The sequence below is a fragment of the Ruegeria sp. CRTD044 genome (genome assembly GCF_059613485.1).
In genome coordinates, this window is sequence record NZ_JBXWSP010000003.1 from 331,648 (window position 1) to 354,621 (window position 22,974).

Annotated in this window: 21 protein-coding genes; 12 read left to right on the forward strand and 9 right to left on the reverse strand. The window is 62.3% G+C overall.

Translation table 11 applies throughout. The features are described 5' to 3' along the window. Nucleotides 1-96: 96 nt before the first annotated feature. The 6 genes from AC2FNL_RS02690 (at nt 97) to AC2FNL_RS02715 (ending at nt 5,098) form a co-directional block, all read left to right on the forward strand. On the forward strand, nt 97-195 hold the full coding sequence (locus AC2FNL_RS02690; RefSeq protein WP_141138497.1) for an isopropylmalate isomerase: 99 nt from the start codon (nt 97-99) through the stop codon (nt 193-195). 51 nt (nt 196-246) lie between these two features. Further along, a complete protein-coding gene (leuC, locus tag AC2FNL_RS02695) occupies nt 247-1,650 on the forward strand; it encodes a 3-isopropylmalate dehydratase large subunit (RefSeq protein WP_093963681.1) in 1,404 nt (467 codons plus the stop codon). Between the two features lie 38 nt (nt 1,651-1,688). Beyond that, nucleotides 1,689-2,243: an HdeD family acid-resistance protein gene (locus AC2FNL_RS02700; RefSeq protein WP_093963682.1), complete on the forward strand. Its 555-nt coding sequence runs from the start codon at nt 1,689-1,691 to the stop codon at nt 2,241-2,243. Between the two features lie 43 nt (nt 2,244-2,286). Continuing rightward, the gene (leuD, locus tag AC2FNL_RS02705) at nt 2,287-2,892 is read left to right on the forward strand and encodes a 3-isopropylmalate dehydratase small subunit (protein WP_170342515.1); all 606 of its coding nucleotides are present in this window, start codon (nt 2,287-2,289) and stop codon (nt 2,890-2,892) included. Between the two features lie 332 nt (nt 2,893-3,224). After that, nucleotides 3,225-4,055 (forward strand): hypothetical protein, encoded by an 831-nt coding sequence (locus AC2FNL_RS02710; RefSeq protein WP_093963685.1) that lies wholly within the window; start codon nt 3,225-3,227, stop codon nt 4,053-4,055. Next, nucleotides 4,052-5,098 carry an endonuclease/exonuclease/phosphatase family protein gene (locus AC2FNL_RS02715; RefSeq protein ID WP_496832206.1) on the forward strand — a complete coding sequence of 349 codons (1,047 nt, stop codon included), beginning with the start codon at nt 4,052-4,054 and terminating at the stop codon, nt 5,096-5,098. Before AC2FNL_RS02710 ends, AC2FNL_RS02715 begins: the two co-directional genes overlap by 4 nt. Here the strand turns inward: AC2FNL_RS02715 and AC2FNL_RS02720 are convergent. Further along, nucleotides 5,093-6,004 (reverse strand): Rossmann-fold NAD(P)-binding domain-containing protein, encoded by a 912-nt coding sequence (locus tag AC2FNL_RS02720; RefSeq protein WP_496832208.1) that lies wholly within the window; start codon nt 6,002-6,004, stop codon nt 5,093-5,095. The genes AC2FNL_RS02715 and AC2FNL_RS02720 overlap by 6 nt on opposite strands. Nucleotides 6,005-6,100: 96 nt before the next feature. Between AC2FNL_RS02720 and AC2FNL_RS02725 the strand changes: the two genes are divergently transcribed. Together AC2FNL_RS02725 and leuB are read left to right on the forward strand one after the other, a co-directional pair. Next, nucleotides 6,101-6,994, forward strand: coding sequence for a LysR family transcriptional regulator (locus AC2FNL_RS02725; RefSeq protein ID WP_496832210.1), 894 nt, complete (start codon nt 6,101-6,103; stop codon nt 6,992-6,994). Between the two features lie 143 nt (nt 6,995-7,137). Beyond that, nucleotides 7,138-8,241: a 3-isopropylmalate dehydrogenase gene (leuB, locus tag AC2FNL_RS02730; protein WP_093963789.1), complete on the forward strand. Its 1,104-nt coding sequence runs from the start codon at nt 7,138-7,140 to the stop codon at nt 8,239-8,241. Between the two features lie 48 nt (nt 8,242-8,289). On the opposite strand, the gene AC2FNL_RS02735 is transcribed toward leuB, so the two are convergent. Further along, nucleotides 8,290-10,476 (reverse strand): transglycosylase domain-containing protein, encoded by a 2,187-nt coding sequence (locus AC2FNL_RS02735; RefSeq protein ID WP_496832212.1) that lies wholly within the window; start codon nt 10,474-10,476, stop codon nt 8,290-8,292. A 255-nt stretch (nt 10,477-10,731) separates the two neighbouring features. Here AC2FNL_RS02735 and AC2FNL_RS02740 point away from each other — a divergent pair, with 255 nt between their 5' ends. Both AC2FNL_RS02740 and AC2FNL_RS02745 read left to right on the forward strand, forming a co-directional pair. Next, a complete protein-coding gene (locus AC2FNL_RS02740; RefSeq protein ID WP_093963790.1) occupies nt 10,732-11,070 on the forward strand; it encodes a P-II family nitrogen regulator in 339 nt (112 codons plus the stop codon). A 34-nt stretch (nt 11,071-11,104) separates the two neighbouring features. Further along, nucleotides 11,105-12,433, forward strand: coding sequence for an ammonium transporter (locus AC2FNL_RS02745; RefSeq protein ID WP_496832215.1), 1,329 nt, complete (start codon nt 11,105-11,107; stop codon nt 12,431-12,433). A gap of 68 nt (nt 12,434-12,501) precedes the next feature. Here AC2FNL_RS02745 and AC2FNL_RS02750 read toward each other — a convergent pair whose 3' ends face one another. The 4 genes from AC2FNL_RS02750 to AC2FNL_RS02765 form a co-directional block, all read right to left on the reverse strand. Next, the gene (locus tag AC2FNL_RS02750; RefSeq protein WP_496832217.1) at nt 12,502-13,686 is read right to left on the reverse strand and encodes an amino acid aminotransferase; all 1,185 of its coding nucleotides are present in this window, start codon (nt 13,684-13,686) and stop codon (nt 12,502-12,504) included. Continuing rightward, entirely contained in the window at nt 13,686-14,540 is an 855-nt protein-coding gene (sseA, locus tag AC2FNL_RS02755; RefSeq protein ID WP_496832219.1) for a 3-mercaptopyruvate sulfurtransferase, read from the reverse strand. Before sseA ends, AC2FNL_RS02750 begins: the two co-directional genes overlap by 1 nt. A gap of 80 nt (nt 14,541-14,620) precedes the next feature. Continuing rightward, complete coding sequence (locus AC2FNL_RS02760) at nt 14,621-14,890, reverse strand: CBU_0592 family membrane protein (RefSeq protein ID WP_005979445.1); 270 nt, start codon at nt 14,888-14,890, stop codon at nt 14,621-14,623. Between the two features lie 22 nt (nt 14,891-14,912). Beyond that, entirely contained in the window at nt 14,913-15,476 is a 564-nt protein-coding gene (locus AC2FNL_RS02765) for a helix-turn-helix domain-containing protein (RefSeq protein ID WP_496832221.1), read from the reverse strand. 105 nt (nt 15,477-15,581) lie between these two features. Here AC2FNL_RS02765 and ilvD point away from each other — a divergent pair, with 105 nt between their 5' ends. Further along, nucleotides 15,582-17,414, forward strand: coding sequence for a dihydroxy-acid dehydratase (gene ilvD, locus AC2FNL_RS02770; RefSeq protein WP_496832223.1), 1,833 nt, complete (start codon nt 15,582-15,584; stop codon nt 17,412-17,414). 199 nt (nt 17,415-17,613) lie between these two features. Here ilvD and AC2FNL_RS02775 read toward each other — a convergent pair whose 3' ends face one another. Next, nucleotides 17,614-18,432 (reverse strand): sulfotransferase family protein, encoded by an 819-nt coding sequence (locus AC2FNL_RS02775; protein ID WP_170359822.1) that lies wholly within the window; start codon nt 18,430-18,432, stop codon nt 17,614-17,616. A 143-nt stretch (nt 18,433-18,575) separates the two neighbouring features. On the opposite strand from AC2FNL_RS02775, the gene AC2FNL_RS02780 reads away from it, so the two are divergent. Next, nucleotides 18,576-20,153: a DUF5928 domain-containing protein gene (locus tag AC2FNL_RS02780; RefSeq protein ID WP_496832225.1), complete on the forward strand. Its 1,578-nt coding sequence runs from the start codon at nt 18,576-18,578 to the stop codon at nt 20,151-20,153. A 44-nt stretch (nt 20,154-20,197) separates the two neighbouring features. Here AC2FNL_RS02780 and amaB read toward each other — a convergent pair whose 3' ends face one another. Next, nucleotides 20,198-21,697, reverse strand: a complete 1,500-nt coding sequence (amaB, locus tag AC2FNL_RS02785) for an L-piperidine-6-carboxylate dehydrogenase (protein ID WP_496832271.1) — start codon at nt 21,695-21,697, stop codon at nt 20,198-20,200. A gap of 17 nt (nt 21,698-21,714) precedes the next feature. Further along, nucleotides 21,715-22,821 (reverse strand): saccharopine dehydrogenase family protein, encoded by a 1,107-nt coding sequence (locus AC2FNL_RS02790; RefSeq protein ID WP_496832227.1) that lies wholly within the window; start codon nt 22,819-22,821, stop codon nt 21,715-21,717. Between the last annotated feature and the right edge of the window lie 153 nt (nt 22,822-22,974).

Below are 22,974 nucleotides of genomic sequence, written 5' to 3' on the forward strand. Positions count from 1 at the left end.
TTGAACAGCAATGTGGCGGCTTGCAAGGCCCACCGACCTGTCCCGGGACGCGGATTGAGCCTTGATTGACGAGGGGGCGCGATATATCTGGATCGCATGAGATTCCATCAGGCCCCTGCTCCGAACCTGCAAGACCGCGCGCGCCTGCGTGAACGGTTCTTCGGGGCCGCCCGCACGGTTCTGGCCCGCCTATAATCGGCGCCCAGCCACTCGCCAGCATTTCTCAATACAGACGGGAGAGGACCGATGTCCCCCAAAACACTCTATGACAAGATCTGGGATGCCCATGTCGTGCACGAAGCCGACGATGGCACCTGCCTGCTTTATATCGACCGCCACCTGGTGCACGAAGTCACCAGCCCACAGGCGTTCGAAGGCCTGCGCATGGCGGGCCGCAAGGTGCGCGCGCCGGAAAAGACCATCGCCGTGCCGGACCACAACGTGCCCACCACGCCCGACCGCGTGAACGGGATCGAAAACCCCGAATCGCGCATCCAGGTCGAAGCGCTGGACAAGAACGCCCGCGAATTCGGCATTCACTACTACCCGGTGAATGATATTCGTCAGGGCATCGTCCACATCGTCGGCCCCGAACAGGGCTGGACCCTGCCGGGCATGACCGTGGTCTGCGGCGACAGCCACACCGCCACCCACGGCGCTTTCGGCGCGCTGGCCCACGGCATCGGCACCTCCGAGGTCGAGCATGTTCTGGCCACCCAGACGCTGATCCAGAAGAAGTCCAAGAACATGAAGGTCGAGATCACCGGCAAGCTGCAGCCGGGCGTGACCGCCAAGGACATCACCCTGGCCGTGATCGGCAAAACCGGCACCGCCGGCGGTACCGGCTATGTCATCGAATATTGCGGCGAAGCGATCCGCGACCTGTCGATGGAAGGCCGCATGACCGTCTGCAACATGGCCATCGAGGGCGGCGCCCGCGCCGGCCTGATCGCGCCGGACGAAAAGACCTTTGAATACGTCAAGGGCCGCCCGCACGCCCCCAAGGGCGCGCAGTGGGAGGCCGCCCTGGCCTGGTGGAAGACGCTCTATTCCGATGACGACGCCCATTGGGACAAGGTCGTCACCATCCGTGGCGAGGACATCGCCCCCGTGGTCACTTGGGGCACCAGCCCCGAAGACGTTCTGCCGATCACCGCGACCGTGCCCAACCCCGAGGATTTCGAGGGCGGCAAGGTCGAGGCCGCGCGCCGCTCGATCGAATACATGGGTCTGCAGCCGGGTCAGAAACTGAGCGACATCGAGATCGACACCGTCTTCATCGGCTCCTGCACTAACGGCCGGATCGAGGATCTGCGCGCCGCCGCCGAGATCCTGAAGGGCAAAAAGATCAAGGACGGCATCCGCGCCATGGTCGTGCCCGGCTCGGGCCTCGTCCGCGCCCAGGCCGAAGAGGAAGGCATTGCCGAGATATTCAAGCAGGCCGGGTTCGAATGGCGTCTTGCGGGCTGCTCGATGTGCCTGGCCATGAACCCCGACCAGCTGACCCCGGGCGAACGCTGCGCCGCCACCTCGAACCGCAATTTCGAGGGCCGTCAGGGCCGCGGCGGACGCACCCATCTGCTGAGCCCCGCAATGGCTGCCGCAGCGGCAATCACGGGAAAGCTGACAGATGTGCGCGAATTGATGTAAGGTCCCCTCATATCTAGATATTTGAGGGAGAGACTGAAATGAGTGAATGGGTCAAATGGCTCCTGATGGGGCTTCTATCGATAGTGTTCGGCATATTCGTGCTGGGCGCACCGGTCGTGGCATCCGTGGCAGTTACCGTGGTCACCGGCGTCCTTTTGCTGGTATCCGGCGTTCTGCAAGTCGTCGGCGGTTTCACCGTCGAAGGAACCGGCAACAAGATCCTGGCCTTCATTATGGGTGCGGTCATGCTGTTCCTGGGCTGGTCGTTTCTGGACCATCCGCTGGCGGGCACTCTGACGCTGGCAACAGTCGTGCTTATCCTGTTCATGGCAGGCGGGATCGCACGGATCATTCTCTCGTTTCAGATGCGAGGCACGTCATTTTTCTGGCCAACCCTGATCTCGGGCATCTTGTCGATCATCCTGGCAGGCATCATCTGGTCTTATGCAAGCAGCGAACCTGCCGCTTTGCTGAGCCTTCTGGGTATCCTGCTGGGCATCGAGATGCTGTTCAACGGGTTCGGGTTGGTCTTCATGGCGTTCTTCGTCAAGAACGCGCCCAAAGACGAAACTACAGAAGCTCAACAAGCTTGAAACGCGGGGCATGGGGCCTGACCTCTCCCGCAGGAGTGTGAACATGGAAAAGTTTGAAAAAGTCCACGGTGTGGCAGCCCCCATGCCCCTGATCAATATCGACACCGATATGATCATTCCCAAGGTGCACCTGAAAACGATCAAACGGTCCGGCCTCGGCGTCGTGCTGTTCGACGAGATGCGCTATCACGATGACGGGCGCGAAAACGAAGAGTTCGTCCTGAACAAACCCGCTTATCGCAACGCCGAGATTCTGGTGGCCGGCGACAACTTCGGATGCGGCTCATCTCGGGAACACGCGCCTTGGGCGATCAAGGATTTCGGTATCAAGGTGGTCATCTCGACCAGCTTCGCCGATATCTTTTTCAACAACTGCTTCAAGAACGGCATCCTGCCCATTGTGGTCGAAGAACACCACCACGTCATGCTGATGGAGGATGCCCACAAGGGCGAGAACGCGCGCATGACCGTGCATCTGGAAGATCAGCAGATCGTCACCTCGGACGGCGTCGTGATCGAGTTTGATATCGACCCGCACCGCAAGCATTGCCTGCTGAACGGTCTGGACGATATCGGCCTGACGATGGAAAAAGATCACCACATCGACTCGTTCGAGTCCCATGCCAGCCAGGCGCGCCCCTGGGTGTGATTCTGGGGAAGAACCTGTGGATACTCAACCTGACGGGGTCGCCAAGGCGGCCCCGTTCGCATTCTTGGGGTTAAAGTCAAAGCAACCACAACATGTAGAGAACCATTTCCATTACACGTCGAATTTGCGACGTGAATGATGCAAAGCCGCACCAGTTTCGCCATCTTTTTGCCCGAAATCACGTGTTTTCTGCACCTCGGCTTGAGCGAAATGCCGCTTATCGCCAATGATGGCGCTAAAGGGGCATCCGCCAAATATCGAGATTGGCGGGCATCAAGTTGGAACCAAGTCGGCAAAGAATCGACTGGTCCGGTTTGGAAAGGGTTCGGATAGTGATTGCTCGCACAACAGGGGCTGCGATACGGGGATTGTTGGTGGCACTTCTGGTGCTGACACCCGCATTGTATCTGCCCGCATCTACGTCCAACGGGACCGAGATCGTTGTCTTTCTGGCAATCCTGGCATTCATCCTAACATTCGCCGAATACAACTCGGCCTTTCCCAGCTTTATCGAATTCCGCGATGCGCCGCCCGTGAACAGACTGCGCTTTGTCGGCCTGATGTCGATGATCTCGTTCCTGACCTTGATCTGCAAGAACGCCTATGCGCCGACGGAACTGACCAGCACCGTGTATTCGGTCGGCCTGGCCGTCGCGAATGTCGTCGACTTCCCCTATTCGCCTGTCCGCCTGGTGGTGTTGATGCTGCCTGCTGACGCGAGCCAACCCCTGGTCGAGTTGGTGCGCATAACGGCAAGTGTCGCCTATGTCGCCGCTTTGGTCACGATCGCCAGCTTCGCCTACGCGGTCAAACTGCGTGGATGGCCCACTGGCAATGGGGCGTTCAATGTCTGGACCAACCTGCCCCTGTTCGACCCCACCAAGGGTGGAGACGTGGTGACCCGCCTGCAGCGCGACGGTCGACTGAACATCTCGGTCGGCGTTCTCCTGCCGTTCCTGATTCCGGCCCTGATCAAGCTGCTCACGGATTTCATTGATCCGCTGTCGTTGTCCAATCCGCAGACGCTGATCTGGACCATGAGCGCGTGGGCCTTCCTGCCGGCCAGCATGATCATGCGCGGGATGGCAACCCTGCGCATTGCCGGGCTGATCGTGGAAAAACGCCGCGCCTACTCGACCGCCGAGACGACCCAAACCGCATGATCCGTATTCTTGTTCTGCTGTTGCTGCCGTTTGCGGCGCAAGCAGAGCCAGTGCGCGTTGCCAGCTTCAATGCTGAGCTAGGCCGGAAAGGTCCGGGCCTGCTGCTGCGTGATCTTCGGCGTGATGATCCCCAGGTGCAGGCCGTGATTGACGTTCTGACCGCCACTGCCCCCGATGTTCTGGCCTTGCAAGGTATCGACTGGGACCATGACAACCTGGCCCTGTCCGCTCTGGCTGATCGGTTGCGCGCGGCAGGGCTGGATTACCCGCATCTCTTCGCTGGCCAGCCCAACTCGGGGCTGATGACATCGCTTGATCTGGACGGGGACGGAGAACGGGGCGGACCCGGGGACGCTCAGGGATGGGGCCGTTTTACCGGGAATGGCGGGCTGGCCGTGCTGTCCCGTTATCCGATCGCAAAGGATCAGGTTCGTGACCTTTCGACGCTGCTGTGGAAGGACCTGCCCGGCGCGACGCTACCCACCCGTGGCGGGTTGCCCTTCCCGTCTGAACAGGCCCGCGCGGTTCAGCGCCTGTCTTCGACCGCCCATTGGATCGTTCCGGTGGAGACGCCTCAAGGCAGCCTGAACCTGATGACCTTTCACGCCACCCCTCCTGTCTTTGACGGGCCTGAGGATCGCAACGGATTGCGCAATCGCGATGAGATCCGGCTGTGGTCGGTGTTGCTTGACGGCGGGCTGGGTCCAACCCCGAAAAGTCGTTTCATCATTGCCGGGGACGCCAATCTTGACCCGAACCTGGGCGAGGGGCGCAATGAAGCCATACGCGATCTGTTACAGCACCCCAGCCTGCAGGATCCGCAACCCGTGGATGGCGCAGGCTCGGCTGTAACGGTGGTTTGGAAAGCGGTGGGCGAACGGCGTGTTGACTATCTGCTGCCATCGGCCGACTGGGTGGTTGAAGACGCCGGCATCCACTGGACCGACGCCAACGGTGTGCCCCTTGCCGCGGCCCGCAAGGCCAGCCGACATCGTCTGATTTGGGTTGACCTGTCACACCCGGACATGCGGCCGGGCCTATGACAGGCCCTGAACTCGATCCACGTCTGTGGTTCGCGGGCTATCATGCCACACGGACAGCACAGCGGTTTTCAAAGCCTCGTGCAGCGGCGTGGATGCGAAATCGCTGACCAAAGAATCGAAGAACGAGCCATCCAAGCGGTGCGGCGTGTCCCACAGATAGCGCATCTCAAGCAAATGCGGGGCCAGTTTCCAGAACGGCTGTGCCAGAACAATTGGCCACCAGTTCATCTGCTTCAGGCGCAGCGGAGCCCCGGTCACTTCCGTCAAGGCCTGTGCCAATTGCCGGCCGGTCAGCGTGTATCCGGCAAAAGGAATGTCGCAATAGCGCGGCAAGTCATCCCGCATCTCGGCCAACAGAACCGCAGCGCGGGCCAGATCCGGCAGGTAGGCCCAGGCATGGGCAATGTCAGGGTCACCGGGATAGACGAAACGCCCCTTGGCCAGCGGCTTGATCATGATCTGGTCGAACCAATTGCCAGAGGCTTGCGTGTCGAGGAAATCCCCGGCGCGCAGTATCACAATGCGCACGCCCGACGACCGATAGGCCTCCTCCATCCGGATCCGAATCTGGCCCAGAGGGTTGGTTGCAAGATGCGGCGTATCTGCCGCCCACGGCCCGGGCGTATCGGCCCCGAAAACATAGACGTTCCCGGGCACGATCACGGTCGCCCCGGTTGCCTGTGCCGCACCGATGACCTGAGCATGCAACTCCGGCACCTGCCGCGCCCACTCGGTGTATGGCGGGTTCCAGCCATTCACGATGACATCCGTGCCTCTGGCGGCGGTGGACAGATCATCCCTCGCGCGGTCAAATCCCCGCACCGTCCATCCGGCCGCTTGAAACGCGTCTGCGGCATTGCGGCCAAAACGCCCCGAAGATCCCAGGATCAGCACCTTTCCCGTCATCGCAACCTCCTGTCAGCCCTGGCGGTTGAACAAAAGATATCCATTCATGCACCTTTGGGAATTGCCGAAAAACGCAGAGCATGTATTCATCTGCGCATGGATAAAACCTTGGCTCTTTCTGATTGGTCTTTGGTGCAGAGCTTTCTGGCAGTTGCGGAAACGGGATCGTTGTCGGCGGCCGCGCGGGAACTGGGGCGCAGTCAACCGACGCTTGGTCGCCAGGTGCAGGCGCTCGAGACGGATTTGGGCGTGTCGCTGTTCGATCGCCATGCGCGAGGCCTGAAGCTCAGCGCCGCCGGCCAGCAATTGCTGCCGATGGCGCAACAGATGCACGCGGCCATGCGTCAGCTGAGCCTGGCCGCCGCCGGGCAGTCGCAACAGCTGGGCGGTACGGTCCGCATCACCGCGTCGGTCTTCGCATCGCACCATATCCTGCCGCCCATTCTGGCGGACATCCGCAGGCAAGAACCTTCGATCCAGTTGGAACTGGTCGCCACCGACATCAGCGAGAACCTGTTGTTCCGCGAAGCTGATATCGCAGTTCGCATGTACCGCCCCGAGCAGGTCGATATCGTGACCCGGCATCTGGGCGACGTACCGTTGTGTTTCTGCGCAGCCCGGTCGTATCTGGATCGCGCCGGTCGTCCAACCACCCCCGAAGAGTTGTTTCAGCATGACCTGGTGGGATTCGACTCCAACGACCTGATCATCGCGAAGATGCAGGCCAAGGGTTGGCCTGCCAGCAAGGAAAACTTTGCCACCCGTTGCGATCTTCAAAGCGCCTATTGGGAGTTGATCCGTGCGGGTTGCGGCATCGGTTTCAGCCAGGTTCAAGTGGCCGAGGCTGATCCTGCGGTCGAAATTCTCCCGTTGGGTGTGGACATCCCGGTCCTGCCGGTCTGGCTGGCTGCGCCGCAGGCCATGCGGCAGACACCGCGCATTCGCCGGGTCTGGGACCTGCTGGCAGAAGGGCTGAAAGCCAGCTTGTAACCCAGATCGGGTGCCAGGCGCATGTTCAGCGGCGTTTTTCGCGCCGTACGGCCCAGAATCCGCGCATTTTGACCAGATCGCCTCATTGACCAGATGCACCGCAAACGCTAGGCCCGATGCTGAAAAACGCAAGGAGACCGTTCATGTCCAACCCCTCGCTCCTCATCCTGCCCGGAGACGGAATTGGCCCCGAAGTCATGGCCGAAGTGCGCAAGATCATCGGCTGGTTCGGCGCCAAGCGCGGCCTTGAATTCGACGTGAGCGAGGATCTGGTCGGCGGTGCCGCCTATGACGTGCACGGCAAGCCCCTGTCGGACGAGACGATGGCCAAGGCGCAAGAGGTCGACGCGGTTCTGCTGGGCGCCGTGGGCGGCCCGAAATACGACGATCTGGATTTCAGCGTGAAGCCCGAGCGCGGCCTGCTGCGCCTGCGCAAGGAAATGGACCTGTATTCCAACCTGCGCCCGGCACAGTGCTTTGACGCGCTGGCCGATTTCTCGTCGCTGAAAAAGGACGTGGTTGCCGGCCTCGATATCATGATCGTGCGCGAACTGACCTCGGGCGTCTATTTCGGCGAGCCGCGCGGCATCTTCGAGGAAGGCAACGAGCGCGTGGGCATCAACACCCAGCGCTACACCGAATCCGAGATCGAACGCGCCGCGCGTTCGGCCTTTGAACTGGCGATGCGCCGCAACAAGAAGCTGTGCTCGATGGAGAAGGCCAACGTGATGGAATCGGGCATCCTGTGGCGCGAGGTGGTGACCCGCGTGGGCCAGGACTATCCCGAGGTCGAGCTGAGCCATATGTATGCCGACAACGGCGCCATGCAGCTAGTGCGCGCGCCCAAGCAGTTCGACGTAATCCTGACCGACAACCTGTTCGGCGACATCCTGTCGGATTGCGCTGCAATGCTGACCGGATCGCTGGGCATGCTGCCCTCGGCCTCGCTGGGCGCACCGATGGCCAATGGCCGGCCCAAGGCGCTGTACGAGCCCGTCCACGGCTCGGCCCCCGACATCGCCGGCCAGGGCAAGGCCAACCCGATCGCCTGTATCCTCAGCTTTGCGATGGCGCTGCGCTACAGCTTTGACCAAGGCGCCGAGGCCGATCGCCTGGAAGCTGCGGTCGAAAAGGTTCTGGCCGATGGTGTCCGCACGGCTGATCTGCTGGCCGAAGAAGGCGTTCAGCCGGTTTCGACCAGCGAAATGGGCGATGCGATCGTCGCCGCGCTGGACGAAAGCCTGTAACGACCGATCCGGGCGGCGCCCAGCGCCGCCCGTCTGATCATCTGCGGTCTAGTTGCCGCCAAAGAGATCCTTCAACAGACTGTCGACGGCCTTGGCAAAGCCACCCTGCTGCCTGCGGCGTGGCTGGGATTGCTGAGTCGTCTGGACCGGAGCGGCCGGAGCCAGCATCGGCAGCGGTGTCGGCGTCATACCTTCGGTGACCCGCACCATGGTTTCCTTCCAAATCTCGGCTGGCAGCCCACCGCCGGTCACGCCCGACAACGGTGTGTTGTCGTCATAGCCCATCCAGACACCGGCCACATAGTCCGCGGTAAAGCCGATGAACCACGCATCCCGGGCGGCCTGGGTCGTGCCTGTTTTGCCTGCAACCTGCCATCCCGGCAACTTGGCGCGTTGTCCAGTTCCCTCGGATACCACGCGTTCCATCATCCAGGTCAGTTGCTTGGCAGCTTCGTCTCGGATCACTCGCTCGCCAATCCCGGTCGTTGTCACCATCATCGGGGCATCATCACCCAGCAGTTTCAACTCGGTCAGGCCGTACGGCTCCACGGACGAGCCACCATTCAGGATACCGGCATAGGCGCCAGTCATTTCGATCAGCGTGCTTTCCGACGCGCCCAGCGCCAGCGCAGGACCCGCCGCCAGATCGCTTTCGATGCCGAACCCGCTGGCCACCGTGCGCACATTGTCCAGCCCGGCAACCTCGGCCACCTTGACGGCTGGGATGTTCAGCGAGCTCTTGAGCGCATCCGCCAGGGTCACGCGGCCGTAGAACTTGTTGGTATAGTTCTTGGGGCACCACTGGCCGGACCCCGGGATGTCGATGCAATAGGGTTCGTCCACCACCGTGGCCAATGGCGAATAGCCCAGTTCCAGAGCGGTGGCATAGACGAAGGGCTTGAACGAAGACCCGGTCTGGCGCAGCGCCTGCGTCGCGCGGTTGAACGCGCCCGACACCTTGGTCTTGCGTCCGCCCACCATGGCCCGGACCGCACCATCGGCCGACATCACCACGATCGCGGCCTGCGCTTTCGAGCCTTCGCTGACCTTTTCGTCGAACACCTGTTTCAGCGCCGCCTCGGCCGCCTGCTGGATCCGCTGGTCCAGCGTGGTCTTGATAACCACGTCCTCGGTGGTGTTGCGGGTAAAGAACTCGGGGCCGCTGGCCATGACCCAGTCGGCAAAATAGCCCCCGGCGCGGGCGGCGGCGGCCTCGGACAGCTCGGCCGGGTTGTTGCGGGCCGCAGTTGCCTGTGACGTGGTCAGGTAACCCTGATCCTCCATCAGGCTGATGACCACCTTGGCCCGGTCCTGCGAGCGTTGCAGGTTGTTGGTGGGTGCATAGCGCGTGGGCGCAACCAGCAGCCCCGCCAGCATCGCCGCCTCGGCCGGGTCCACCTCGGCTGCGGACTTGCCGAAATAGCGCTGGCTGGCCGCTTCGAACCCGCGGGCCCCGGCCCCCAGAAACGCCCGGTTCAGATAGATGGTCAGGATCTCGTCCTTGGAGTATTTGGCCTCCATCGCCATCGCGTAGATCGCTTCCTTGGCCTTGCGCCACAGCGAGCCCTGACGACAGTCAGCCTCGTACGCCGCTTCCGATTCCCACTCGGTCGGATCGTACGGCACGCCCAGACACAGCAGCTTGGCCGTTTGCTGGGTGATGGTCGAACCGCCATGCCCCGACAGTGGGCCACGCCCCTCGGACAGGTTGATCTTCACCGCACTGGCAATGCCGCGCGGGCTTACGCCGAAGTGACGATAAAATCGCTTGTCCTCGGTCGCGACTACCGCATTCTTCAGATGCGGCGACACGGTGTCGGTGGTGATAACGCCGCCGAACTGATCACCCCGCCATGCAAAGACCTTGCCGTCCCGGTCCAGCAGGGTGACCGACCCGCGCGCGCGCCCGTCCAGCAGGGCATCGACCTCGGGCAAGGTGGAGTAGACAACCCCAACGGCAAGCGCCAGCAGCAGAGCGGCTATCGCACCCACCCGCCAGGTCAGCCCCCAGATCAGGTGCCATATCCAGCGGAACAGCCGACGAAAGAAGCCGCCCTGCCCGCCTCCCGAACGTTTGCGCCGGGGCTTGCGGCTGGTCTTTCGGGTCGTAGTCTTGCGCGCCGTCGCCTTCTTGCCCGCCGGTTTCGCCGTCCGCTTGGCAGACGAGGTCTTGCGGCCTCCGGACGGATACCGTTTGTCCGCCACCAGCGGTTTTCGACGCTTGGACTCAGTCATGCTCAAACTCTGCCCGTTTTTGCTTTTGTGGCACCATACCGTGCTGTCGCGCCTATGTAGAGGTGTGAAATAGCGCGAATTTCCCTCTCACACTTGCGTATTTTTTAATCACTTTGCCGCTTTTGTGCAAAAAATGTGCAACTTTGCCCCTCTTCCCCAGCGTCTTTTTGCCGAAATCGTTCCTTGAGCGGCCATGTCGGGCTCTTTTTCTGCAGGTGCAAAGCCGGACCCACCGGAACAGAAGAGGGGAAAGACGTGAAACTGATCATTGCGACAATCAAGCCGTTCAAGCTCGAGGAGGTGCGCGAGGCACTGACCGAGGCGGGCGTGCGCGGCATGATGGTGACCGAGATCAAGGGCTTCGGCTCGCAATCCGGTCACACCGAAATCTATCGGGGCGCCGAATACGCGGTGAACTTCGTGCCCAAGATCAAGCTGGAAATCGTGGTGCCCGCCGCGATGACCGACCAGATCGTCGAAACCATCACCAAAACCGCCAAGACCGGCAAGATCGGCGACGGCAAGATCTTTGTCCTCGATGTCGAGCAGGCCCTGCGCGTGCGGACCGGGGAACTCAACGAGGAGGCGCTGTAAGGCGCCGCGACCGACAATCATTCGAGGACTGAACATGAACCTGATGAAATCACTCATCCCTGCCGCCGCGATCGTCGCGCTGCCGCAGATGGGCCTGGCGCAGGAGGCCGCCGCAACCGGCGAAACCGCGCAGCATACGCAATACATACTGACCTCGCTGCTGTTCCTGATGGGCGGCTTCCTGGTGTTCTGGATGGCCGCGGGCTTTGCCATGCTCGAGGCCGGTCTGGTGCGCTCCAAGAACGTGGCCATGCAGCTGGTCAAGAACATCGGCCTGTTTTCCTTTGCCGCCATCATGTACTGGCTGGTTGGCTTCAACCTGATGTATCCGGGCGACGGCTGGACCATCACCAACATTCTGGGCGCCTTCTCGCCCACCTCGCTGGAACCGGTCGGCCTTGATGGCGTCGAAACCGATCTGTCCTATGCGTCGGTCGGTTCGGACTTCTTCTTCCAGCTGATGTTCTGCGCCACCACTGCCTCGATCGTGTCGGGCACCATGGCCGAGCGGGTCAAGCTGTGGCCCTTCTTCATCTTCGTGATCGTCCTGACCGGTGTCATCTACCCGATCGAAGCATCGTGGCAGTGGGGCGGCGGCTGGCTGTCCGATATGGGCTTCAGCGATTTCGCAGGCTCGACCCTGGTGCACGCCGCAGGTGGCTTTGCCGCGCTGGCCGGTGCCATCGTGCTGGGCCCCCGGATCGGCAAGTACAGCAAGGACGGCAAGGTCGTTCCGATCCCCGGCTCGAACCTGGCGCTTGCCACCCTGGGTACGTTCATCCTGTGGCTGGGCTGGTTCGGCTTCAATGGCGGCTCGCAGCTGGCCATGGGCACGATCGGCGACATGGCTGACATCAGCCGCATCTTCGCCAACACCAACATGGCCGCAGCCTCCGGCGCCGTCGCTGCCCTGATCCTGACCCAGGTGATGTATGGCAAGGTCGACCTGACCATGGTGCTGAACGGTGCGCTGGCCGGGCTGGTCTCGATCACCGCCGAACCGCTGGCACCGTCGCTGTTCCAGGCACTGATCATCGGCGGCATCGGCGGCGTGATCGTGGTCTACACCGTGCCGCTGCTGGACAAGATGAAGATCGACGACGTGGTCGGCGCCATCCCGGTTCACCTGATCGCGGGCTTCTGGGGCACCTTCATCGTGGCCTGGACCAACGGCGACGCGTCCTTCGTGACCCAGATCATCGGCTTTGCGGCCATCGGGATCTTCGTCTTCGTGGTCAGCTACATCCTGTTCTCGATCCTCAAAGCCACCGTCGGCCTGCGGGTTGGCGAGGAAGAAGAGATCAACGGCCTCGACATGGGCGAGCTGGGCATGGAAGCCTATCCCGAGTTCTCGAAGGGCTGAGCCCCTTTCAATCCAAACAAAAAACCCGGGCATTCGTGCCCGGGTTTCTTTTTTTGAAATGCCTGACCTCAGACGCCGACGTCGATGATGGCCTTGGCCAGGATCGGCACGGTGGCCTCGTTCAACCCGGCAATGTTCATACGGCTGTCGCCGACCATGTAGATGCCGTGCTCAACCCGCAGTTTCTGGACCAGTTCGGGCGCGGCGCCCAGGCGCGAGAACATGCCGCGATGCTGGGCAAGGAAGCCGAACCGGTCCGATCCGCTCAGCCGCTGCAGCTCGTCCGCCAGTTGGCGGCGCAGGCCCAGCATCGACAGGCGCACCTCCTCAAGTTCGGCCATCCAATCGGCGCGCAGGCCCTCATCCATCAGGATCGTGGTCACCACGCGCGCGCCGTGATCCGGCGGGAACGAGTAGTTCTGGCGGTTCAGAAACGCCAGCGTGCCCTGGTTCAGCGCAGTCTGGCCCGCATCGGCGCTTATGGCCATCAACAGGCCGGTCCGCTCGCGATAGACACCGAAATTCTTCGAGCAGGACGCCGCGATCAGGCATTCCTTGACCGACGAAGCGACAAGCCGGGTCGCCTGCGCATCCTCGTTCAGACCGTCGCCAAAGCCCTGATAGGCGATGTCGATCATCGCCACCAAGCCGCGGTCGTTGATCAGGTTCACCACCTCTTGCCACTGGACCATGTTCAGGTTGGCGCCGGTCGGGTTGTGGCAGCAGCCATGCAGCAGCACCAAGTCGCCCGCTTTGGCGGTCTTGAGGTCCTCGATCATGCCGTCGAAATCGACGCCACGGGTTTCCTCGTCGAAATAGCGGTAAGCGACGGTTTCGATGCCCAGGTAGTTCAAGATCGAGATGTGGTTCGGCCAGGTCGGGTTCGACACGAACACCCGGGCCGAGGGGTTGGCCATGCGGATCAGCTCGAACGCCTGACGGCAGGCGCCGGTGCCGCCCGGCGTGGCCACGGCGGCGATGTTGGCGCGCGGGACGCTGGTGCCCAGAATCAGCGTGATCATCGCATCGGCATAGACCGGATCACCGGCCAGCCCGGTATAGGCCTTTGAGTCCTGCTCTTCCCAGATCCGCTGCTCGGCGGCCTTGACCGCCCGCATCACTGGGGTCACCCCATTGGCGTCTTTGTAGACGCCGACACCCAAATCAATCTTCTGCTCGCGCGGGTCCTCGCGATACATCTGCATCAGGGCCAGGATCTTGTCGGCTGGCTGCGGCTTGAGGTTTTCAAACATCAGGAGTCTCCGGTTGCGACGGGCAGGGTCGGGAAGGCGCCCCATTCGGCCCAGCTGCCGTCATAAAGCGAATGGTCTTTCTTGCCCATGCGCTCGAGCGCAAGGCTGAGGATCGCGGCGGTCACGCCCGACCCGCAGGTGGTGATGGCGGGTTTCGACAGATCGACGCCTGCGGCTTCGAACACCGCGCGGCAGTCCTCGGGCGATTTCATGGTGCCATCGGGGTTCAGCAACTGTCCGAACGGCACGTTGCGCGAACCGGGGATGTGCCCCGCCCGCAAACCCTCGCGCGGTTCAGGCTGGGATCCGGCAAATCGGTCGGCGGCGCGGGCATCGATGATTTCGTGATCGGCCAGCTTGGCGGCGGCTGAGACCTGGGTCACGTCGCGGACCAGGTGGTTCTGCACGCGCACGGTCATGTGGCGATCGCGGATGACAGGGGGCAGATCCTCGATTTCGCGTCCTTCGGCGACCCATTTGGGAAGGCCGCCGTCCAGAACGGCGATGTTTTCCTGCCCCATCAGGCGGAACAGCCACCAGACCCGTGCGGCCGAAAACAGGCCCGCGCCGTCATAGACCACGACCTGATGGCCGTCGCCCACGCCCATGACCCGCAGGCGCGACATGAATTTCTCGACCGGAGGCGCCATGTGCGGCAGGTCCGAGCGGTGGTCCGATATCTCGTCGATATCGAAGAACCTTGCGCCGGGAATATGTCCGGCCTCGTATTCGGCGCGGGCGTCGCACCCCTGCTGCGGCAGGTACCACGAGGCGTCGAGGATCCGCAGATCCGGGTCCTTGAGGTGGGCGGCAAGCCACTCGGTGGAAACCAGGGTTTTTGGATCGTCCAGCATCAAAGCCTCCCCTTTACGCGCAGGGATTTCCCTATACGCGCAAGGGTGCGGGTTCAAGGCTGGATCGGGTCCCTGCGGCCCTATCGCGCCCGTCGCAGGCGGAAATGCTGGATGATGCCGATCACGCTGATGGCGATCCAGAAACTTTCGATCAGCATCGAGGCCAGGTTGAAGTTCTGCAGCAGCGAATAGACGATCAGAACCGACCCCACCAGGTTGACGACCGGAAACGCCAGATCGTCGGAATTCATCATCCGCATCTGGGTGGCGAAATAAGCCGCGACCACGATCAGCGCCCCGAAGGACCCGATGCCATCGGCCAACGTCAGGCCGTTAAGGAATTCCGTCATCGGGTCATCTCCTTCTGCCGTATCAACCGGCCGCGGCGGTCGCGGACCGGTGTCCGTAGTGATGCATGTTCAGAAACGCCGCGCCCTCGGGCCCGGCGCGATAGCCATGCGGCAGATCGGCCGAAAAGCGCAACCCCTGGCCCGCGTTCAACGGCACCCATTCGCCGTTCCGCAGCACCTCGAGCGCGCCGCTCAGCACAAAGACTTCCTCGGTCACGCCGGCGGCATGGGCAGGGGATTCGTGGCATTGGTTGCGGTCCAGTTCGACGTGAAAGGTCTCGGCCCCCAGAACCGGGTCGAAGGGAAAGACGATCTTGACCTTCAGACTGCCGGGAAAGGTCACGGTGCGGAACCGGGCCGCATCCGCCGGATCGCGCAGGGCGCTGGTTCCGATCAGCGCGCTCAGCGGCATCTGGAACCCCTTGGCGATCTTCCACAGCGTCGCGATGGTGGGGCTTGATTCGCCGCGTTCGATCTGGCCCAGCATCGCCTTGCTGACTCCGGTCAACTCGGCCGCTTTGGCCAGGCTCAGCCCCGATGCTGCCCGGACGTCTCTGAGTTTCAGGGTGATGTCGTCCGAATCCATGGCCACGTCCCGCGATTTACCTTGTGCGTTATAACGCACATGTGCTACGTGCGCTATAACGCACGCACCCCCGGTTTTGCAACCGGGCAAAAGGGAAACAGCATCATGCCAATGTACCGATCCAGAACCTCGACCCATGGCCGCAACATGGCCGGTGCCCGCGGCCTGTGGCGCGCCACCGGGATGGGCGACGACGATTTCGGCAAGCCGATCATCGCCATCGTCAACTCGTTCACGCAATTCGTACCGGGGCACGTCCACCTCAAGGATCTGGGTCAGATGGTCGCCCGCGAGGTCGAGGCTGCCGGCGGTGTAGCCAAAGAGTTCAACACCATCGCCGTCGATGACGGCATCGCCATGGGCCATGACGGGATGCTGTATTCGCTGCCATCGCGCGAGATCATCGCCGACAGCGTCGAATATATGGTCAACGCCCATTGCGCTGACGCGATGGTCTGCATCTCGAACTGCGACAAGATCACCCCGGGCATGCTGATGGCGGCGATGCGGCTGAACATCCCGGCCATCTTCGTCTCGGGCGGGCCGATGGAGGCCGGCAAGATCGACATCGCCGATCTGGACGTGAAGAAGATCGACCTGGTCGATGCCATGATCGCCGCCGCCGATGACAAATACACCGACGAGCAGGTCAAACATATCGAGGAAAACGCCTGCCCCACCTGCGGATCGTGCTCGGGCATGTTCACTGCGAACTCGATGAACTGCCTGGCCGAGGCGCTGGGTCTGGCGCTGCCGGGCAATGGCTCGACCCTGGCCACCCATGCCGACCGCAAGGAGCTGTTCCTGGAGGCCGGCCGCCGCATCGTCGAGATTACCAAGCGTCACTATGAGCTGAACGAGAAAGGCTTCCTCCCGCGCGAGATCGCGACCTTTGAGGCCTTCGAAAACGCCATGAGCCTGGACATCGCCATGGGCGGCTCGACCAACACGGTGCTGCACCTGCTGGCCATCGCGCATGAGGGCGGGGTGGATTTCACAATGTCCGACATGGACCGGCTGAGCCGCAAGGTGCCCTGCCTGTGCAAGGTCGCGCCCAACACCGAGAATGTCCACATGGAGGATGTGCATCGCGCCGGCGGCATCTTCTCGATCCTGGGCGAGTTGAGCCGCGCCGGTCTGCTGCATGACGACTGCTGCACGGTGCATTCGGCCACCATGGCCGAGGCCATCGCCAACTGGGACATCACGGTGACCAACAACCCCAAAGCGCAAGAGCTGTTCAAGGCCGCCCCCGGTGGCGTGCGCACGACCCAGGCGTTCAGCCAGTCGAACCGCTACAAGGAACTGGACACCGACCGGGCAAACGGCGTGATCCGATCCAAGGACCATGCGTTCAGCCAGGATGGCGGTCTGGCCGTTCTGTTCGGCAACATCGCGCGCGACGGCTGCATCGTGAAGACCGCAGGTGTGGATGAGAACATCCTGAAATTCACCGGCACCGCCTATGTCTGCGAAAGTCAGGACCAGGCGGTGAACGACATCCTGACTGGCAAGGTCAAGGAAGGCGACGTGGTCGTGATCCGGTATGAAGGCCCACGCGGCGGGCCTGGTATGCAAGAGATGCTGTACCCGACCTCGTACCTGAAATCCAAAGGTCTGGGCAAAGCCTGCGCGCTGCTGACCGACGGTCGCTTCTCGGGCGGCACTTCGGGTCTGTCGATCGGGCACGTCTCGCCCGAGGCGGCCGAAGGCGGCGAGATCGGCCTGGTGCAGAACGGGGACACGATCGAAATCGACATCCCAAACCGCTCGATCCACCTGGCCGTGTCCGACGAAGAGCTGGCAGCCCGCCGGGAAGTCCAGGACGAAAAAGGCTGGGTTCCCGCTGCACCGCGCAAGCGCAAGGTGTCCACAGCACTGAAGGCCTATGCCAAGCTGGCCACCAGCGCTGCAAAAGGCGCGGTGCGTCAGGTCTGAACGCTGACGGCCCGCGTCATGCGGGCCGGTCCGTTGCCTGAAACCGAAGTGCTCCCGCGCCTGACAGGACCCATCGGCTGCGCCGCTGCCTCCTTCAGTCTTGGGCCGGGCGCCGCGCTGTGCGCGGCGCCCGGCCCAACCAGAGGAGATGTCTCGCCAGAGACCTCGACGATGGGCGGGAGCGCCCCTGCCTGTGGGATCAATCACCCAGCTTGGCGTGAATCTCATCCAGGTCGATTTCACCTGTCGGCATCTTGTTGGCCGGGTTCTCGAAATCGTATTTGAACAGTTCGAAATCCTGTTTGTAGATCTCATAGACCAGATGCATCGACAGGTCGTCGAAATAGTCCTCGACCGGGTGCGCACGTTTGGGGCCGTGGCCCTCGGATTCGTTGAAGCGCGGAATTTCGGACAGGGTCACGGGATGCGGGGTTTCCAGCGCGTCCAGCACGCCTTGCATCCCGTCGTTGAATTTCTCGGTCCAGAAAACCCGGTCATAGCGTCCGCCATTCACGATGAAGGTCGACACATGCCCCGACATGGCCGACCAGTGAATGTCCGGGTCCATCGGCCGCCGCCAACGGATCGTGTCGCGGGCAAACAGAAGAAACCGGCGGAAGCTGGCAATCTGGTCGAATTCGCCCTTGCCATCCTCGCCCCCGACCTCGATCCCGTAATTGTAGATCAGCGTCGGCACCAGATTGCCACGGTACCGTTTCCCGTTGCGCTGGATCCCGCAGATCTTGTCGAAGAACGAGCTGAGGATCCGCGTGTAGGGGTTGCGCACGCAGGTGAACGCGAACGACTTGTGTCCGCGCACATTGGCCGAGATCACATCCTGGCTGTGGTCAAACGCCCATTTGTGCATCCCGTCTTTGGCGTCGTGGATATCGCCGTCAAAGAACCGACCGTGATCGGAGTAATACATGATCTGCCCGATGGTCGAGCAGGCGCATTTGGGCACCACGCGATAGACCATGCTTTCGCTTTCGGTCATCCATGTACCGGGAAATCCCATCTGCCATGCCTCCTTAGCCGGCCGAGTCTCAAGGTGATGCGCCAGCTTTTGACGCCAGAGAAGCAAAAATATTCTGTTTATTCAATCGCTCATCCTCAGTATCACGGTTGGAACCGGGCAGTAACGGACTTCATGCAACGCCAATGGCCAAGATCGCCTACATTCTGCTGTGTCACAAAGACCCTGATGCGATTATCGCACAGGCCGAACGGCTGACGGCCGCAGGGGACTGCATGGCCATCCATTTCGATGCCAGCGCATCCGCCCGGGATTTTGACCGGATCCAGACGGCCCTGAAAAGCAATCCCAATGTGATCTTCGCGGCCAGGCGGATCAAATGTGGTTGGGGGGAATGGTCGCTGGTGCAGGCCACACTGAACGCGGTGCACGCCGCAGTCGAGGCCTTCCCGCGAGCCACCCATTTCTACATGCTGTCAGGCGACTGCATGGCGATAAAGACCGCGGAATATGCGCATCGGTTTCTGGATGAAACCGACAAGGATTTCATCGAAAGCCACGACTTTTTCGAAAGCGACTGGATCAAGACCGGAATGAAGGAAGACCGGCTGATCTACCGTCACTATTTCAACGAGCGCACGCAGAGCAAACTGTTCTATGCCGCCTACGAAGCCCAGAAACGTCTCGGCCTGACCCGCGAGATCCCCGAGGATCTCCAGATCATGATCGGCAGCCAGTGGTGGTGCCTGCGCCGCCGGACAATCGAGATGATCCTGGATTTCCTGGGCCAGCGTCGGGACGTGGTCCGTTTTTTCTCGACCACCTGGATTCCGGACGAGACGTTCTTTCAGACCCTCGTGCGCCACCTGATCCCCATAACCGAAATCGAAAACCGCACGCTGACTTTCCTGATGTTCTCGGACTACGGGATGCCGGTGACGTTTTACAACGATCACTACGACCTTCTGCTGACGCAAGATTACCTGTTCGCCCGCAAGATCAGCCCCGAGGCGCAGTTGCTAAAGCAGAAATTGGGTGCGCTCTATGCCAGCGAAGGGGTCGAATTCCAGATATCGAACGAGGGACGGAATCTGCACGGATTTCTGACCGGCCGTGGCCGCGTGGGACGCCGGTATGCGCCCCGCTTCTGGGAGACGGCCAACACGCTGGGCGCCGATCGCGATCTGTACATGGTCGTCTGCAAGAAGTGGCATGTAGCCAAGCGGCTGATCGACCAGATCGCCTCTGAGACCAACCTGCCCTGCATCGAGTACCTGTTTAACGAGGAAGCCGCCCCGCTGCCCGATCTGGGGGGCTTGGAGACCACGCTGGTCAAACGATCCCGGCATCGCAGGGCGGTCACCCGGATGCTGTACGATCACTTCGGGACCGACCGGATGCTGATCTGCCTCGATCCCGCCAGTCTGGATATCGTACAGGATTTCTGCTCGGACAAGGCGCGCACCCATGTTCTTGAAATCGAGTGCACCTATTCGGACGCGTATCTTGTCGGCCACGCCCACCGGGTCGGGTTGGCCGGAGAAAACAGCCCAGCCGCAACCGTCGAACGCCTCTTGCCGACGATTCGCAGCGATCTGGCCTATGAATCCGAACGGCTGCGCGGTGCCGGGATCGAGAGGTTCTTCCGATTGCGAGAAACCGCTGACCCGGCCGATAACGTAGCCGCGATCGCAGGATTCCTAGGGGTTTCCGAAGAAACCGCCCAGTCGATCATGCAGCTTGATTACCTGTTCACGGACTGAACGCAAGTGTTGGCCCGGCCGCACTAGGCCGCCGGGCCAGGTTTTCAGATGTCGAACTTCACGCCCTGCGCCAACGGCAATTCGGCCGAGTAGTTCACGGTGTTCGTCTGGCGCCGCATATAGCCCTTCCAGGCATCCGAGCCGCTTTCGCGTCCGCCACCGGTTTCCTTCTCACCGCCGAACGCGCCGCCGATCTCGGCGCCCGAGGGGCCGATATTCACGTTGGCGATGCCGCAATCGGACCCGGCGGGCGACAGGAACTGTTCCGCCTCGCGCATGTTCAGCGTGAACACGCAAGACGACAGGCCCTGCGGCACGTCGTTCTGCATCTCAAGCGCCTCGTCGAAACCGTCATAGCCCATCACATAGAGGATCGGCGCAAAGGTTTCGGTCTTTACGATCTCGGTCTGGTCCGGCATTTCGACGATCGCGGGCTGCATGTAGACACCGCCCTCGGGCACGCCATCGGTCACGCGCTTGCCGCGGAAGACGGTGCCGCCCTCGGCCTCGGCCGCCTTCAGCGCGGCCTCCATCGCCTGCCCCGAAGCCTCGTCCACCAGCGGCCCGACCAAGGTGCCTTCGGCCAGCGGGTCACCGATGGGCAGACCGGCATAGGCCTTTTTCAGCCGCGCAACCAGATCGGCACGGATCGAGTTGTGCACGATCAGCCGTCGCAGCGTGGTGCAGCGCTGACCGGCTGTCCCTACGGCCGAGAACACGATGGCCCGTACCGCCATTTCCAGATCGGCCGAGGAGCCCACGATCATGGCGTTGTTGCCGCCCAGTTCCAGGATACACTTGCCGAACCGCTGCGCCACGATCGGCGCGACCGCGCGGCCCATCCGGGTCGAGCCGGTGGCCGAAATGATCGGCACCGCCTCGCTGGCCACAAGCGCCTTGCCCAGATCGGCACCGCCGATCAGCAGTTGCAGCAGCCCCTCGGGCGCGTCGCCGAACCGGGCCACGGCCTTTTCAAAGATCTTCTGACAGCCCATCGCGGTCAGGGGCGTTTTCTCGGACGGTTTCCAGATCACCGGATCGCCGCAGACCAGCGCCAGCGCCGCGTTCCACGACCAGACCGCAACCGGGAAGTTGAAGGCCGAGATCACGCCGACCGGACCGGCCGGGTGCCAGGTCTCCATCATCCGGTGGCCGGGGCGTTCCGAGGCGATGGTCAGGCCGTACAGCTGCCGTGACAGACCCACGGCAAAGTCGCAGATGTCGATCATCTCCTGCACTTCGCCCAGACCTTCCGAGGTGATCTTGCCGGCCTCCCAGCTGACCAGCGCGCCCAGGTCCTCCTTGGCCGCGCGCAGCTCCTCGCCCAGCAGGCGGATCAATTCGCCCCGGCGCGGGGCGGGCACGGTGCGCCAGGCCTTGAAGGCCGCCGTGGCGCGGGCAAAGACCGCGTCCATGTCGGCAACGGGCGTTTCATGCACCCGCGCCAGCACGTGGCCGTCGATGGGCGAGCGGACCTCTAGCGTCCCGCCGGTCAGCTCGGCCGCCGTCAGGCCCAGTTTTTCGAGTGTGTGTTCTGCAGTCATGACTACGTCTTTCATGTTCAGGCCGCCTTGTTCTGGGGGGTCACTTCGCCAGCGCGGTACAGCTGGCCGAATTCGGTGTTCAGGAAGTCATCCAGCCTGACCTGCTCTTGCCGGACGAAACCCCGGGTGGGCAGCGCGCCGGTGCGCATCAGGTCGACCACACCCAGAACGCCGGCGGCGGTGGTGATTTGGATCGCGCTCCAGATCTGGCCGTCGATGGTCCGCGCAAAGGATTTGTTGATCAGTGATTTCTCGCGCAGCGCCCCGTCGATCATGCCCTTGGCCGTGCAATAGACCAGAACCACGTCCTGATCGGTGCGCGGCAGCGCGGTTTCAAAGATGTCCTTCAACAGGTCGCGGCGCTGACCCAGGCCCAGGTCGGTCAACAGCAGTTTCAGGATGTCGCGATGGCCGGGATAGCGGATCGAGCGATAGGACACCGCCCGCGCCTTGCCGGCCAGCGTCTCGGGCAAGGTGCCCAAGCCGCCCGACGTGTTGAAGCATTCGTATTCCACACCGTCATGGCCGATGATCTCGTGATCCTCGAGCGGCGCGGTCTTGACCCGTTCGCCATTCACGATGGCGTCGCAGGGGTTGCAGTATTCGTTGATCAGCCCGTCAGTGGACCAGGTCAGATTGTATTTCAGCGCATTGGTCGGATAGAGAGGCAGCGCGCCCACCCGCATGTGCAGGCTGTCCAGCGTGTCGAATTCGTCCGCCAGCGCGGCCCCCGCGATGCCGACAAAACCCGGTGCCAACCCGCATTGCGGCATGAAGGCGGTGTCACTGTCGCGGGCCAGTTCGCGCACGGCGTTGGTGGCGGCGACATCCTCGGTCAGGTCAAAATAATGCGCACCCGCGGCCTTGGCCGCCTTGGCGATGGCAGGCGTCAGGAAAAACGGTGCGGCCGAGATCACCGCGTCGAACCCCGCAAGCCCCTGTGCCAGCCCGGTTTCGTCGCCCGCGTCGATCTGCCGGGTGGTGATGCCCTGCCTGTTCAACGCCGACAATGCCGTCAGGTCATGGTCGGCCACGGTTACGGTATAGTTGTGCGATTTCTTCAACAGGGCGGCGATCATCTGTCCGATCTTTCCGGCCCCGACGACGCAGATTTTCCAACTCATTGCGCGCCTCCTCCTCTGCTCTGGTTCCAGTATGACCGCGCCGCCGTCCGGGCACAGCAATCGAGTTGACGAAACGGGCAGCTTTTCCGTCATATTGACGAAAGTTGAATCACAATGTCAGATCACAGCCCGCAGCGCTTCGGAACCTGACGT

Bases quoted from the DNA above. Each gene is read 5' to 3' on its own strand.
- AC2FNL_RS02690 (WP_141138497.1), top strand. From the start codon at position 97: ATGAGATTCCATCAGGCCCCTGCTCCGAACCTGCAAGACCGCGCGCGC.
- leuC (WP_093963681.1), top strand. From the start codon at position 247: ATGTCCCCCAAAACACTCTATGACAAGATCTGGGATGCCCATGTCGTG.
- AC2FNL_RS02700 (WP_093963682.1), top strand. From the start codon at position 1,689: ATGAGTGAATGGGTCAAATGGCTCCTGATGGGGCTTCTATCGATAGTG.
- leuD (WP_170342515.1), top strand. From the start codon at position 2,287: ATGGAAAAGTTTGAAAAAGTCCACGGTGTGGCAGCCCCCATGCCCCTG.
- AC2FNL_RS02715 (WP_496832206.1), top strand. From the start codon at position 4,052: ATGATCCGTATTCTTGTTCTGCTGTTGCTGCCGTTTGCGGCGCAAGCA.
- AC2FNL_RS02720 (WP_496832208.1), bottom strand. From the start codon at position 6,004: ATGACGGGAAAGGTGCTGATCCTGGGATCTTCGGGGCGTTTTGGCCGC.
- AC2FNL_RS02725 (WP_496832210.1), top strand. From the start codon at position 6,101: ATGGATAAAACCTTGGCTCTTTCTGATTGGTCTTTGGTGCAGAGCTTT.
- leuB (WP_093963789.1), top strand. From the start codon at position 7,138: ATGTCCAACCCCTCGCTCCTCATCCTGCCCGGAGACGGAATTGGCCCC.
- AC2FNL_RS02735 (WP_496832212.1), bottom strand. From the start codon at position 10,476: ATGACTGAGTCCAAGCGTCGAAAACCGCTGGTGGCGGACAAACGGTAT.
- AC2FNL_RS02745 (WP_496832215.1), top strand. From the start codon at position 11,105: ATGAACCTGATGAAATCACTCATCCCTGCCGCCGCGATCGTCGCGCTG.
- AC2FNL_RS02750 (WP_496832217.1), bottom strand. From the start codon at position 13,686: ATGTTTGAAAACCTCAAGCCGCAGCCAGCCGACAAGATCCTGGCCCTG.
- sseA (WP_496832219.1), bottom strand. From the start codon at position 14,540: ATGCTGGACGATCCAAAAACCCTGGTTTCCACCGAGTGGCTTGCCGCC.
- AC2FNL_RS02760 (WP_005979445.1), bottom strand. From the start codon at position 14,890: ATGACGGAATTCCTTAACGGCCTGACGTTGGCCGATGGCATCGGGTCC.
- AC2FNL_RS02765 (WP_496832221.1), bottom strand. From the start codon at position 15,476: ATGGATTCGGACGACATCACCCTGAAACTCAGAGACGTCCGGGCAGCA.
- ilvD (WP_496832223.1), top strand. From the start codon at position 15,582: ATGCCAATGTACCGATCCAGAACCTCGACCCATGGCCGCAACATGGCC.
- AC2FNL_RS02775 (WP_170359822.1), bottom strand. From the start codon at position 18,432: ATGGGATTTCCCGGTACATGGATGACCGAAAGCGAAAGCATGGTCTAT.
- AC2FNL_RS02780 (WP_496832225.1), top strand. From the start codon at position 18,576: ATGGCCAAGATCGCCTACATTCTGCTGTGTCACAAAGACCCTGATGCG.
- amaB (WP_496832271.1), bottom strand. From the start codon at position 21,697: ATGACTGCAGAACACACACTCGAAAAACTGGGCCTGACGGCGGCCGAG.
- AC2FNL_RS02790 (WP_496832227.1), bottom strand. From the start codon at position 22,821: ATGAGTTGGAAAATCTGCGTCGTCGGGGCCGGAAAGATCGGACAGATG.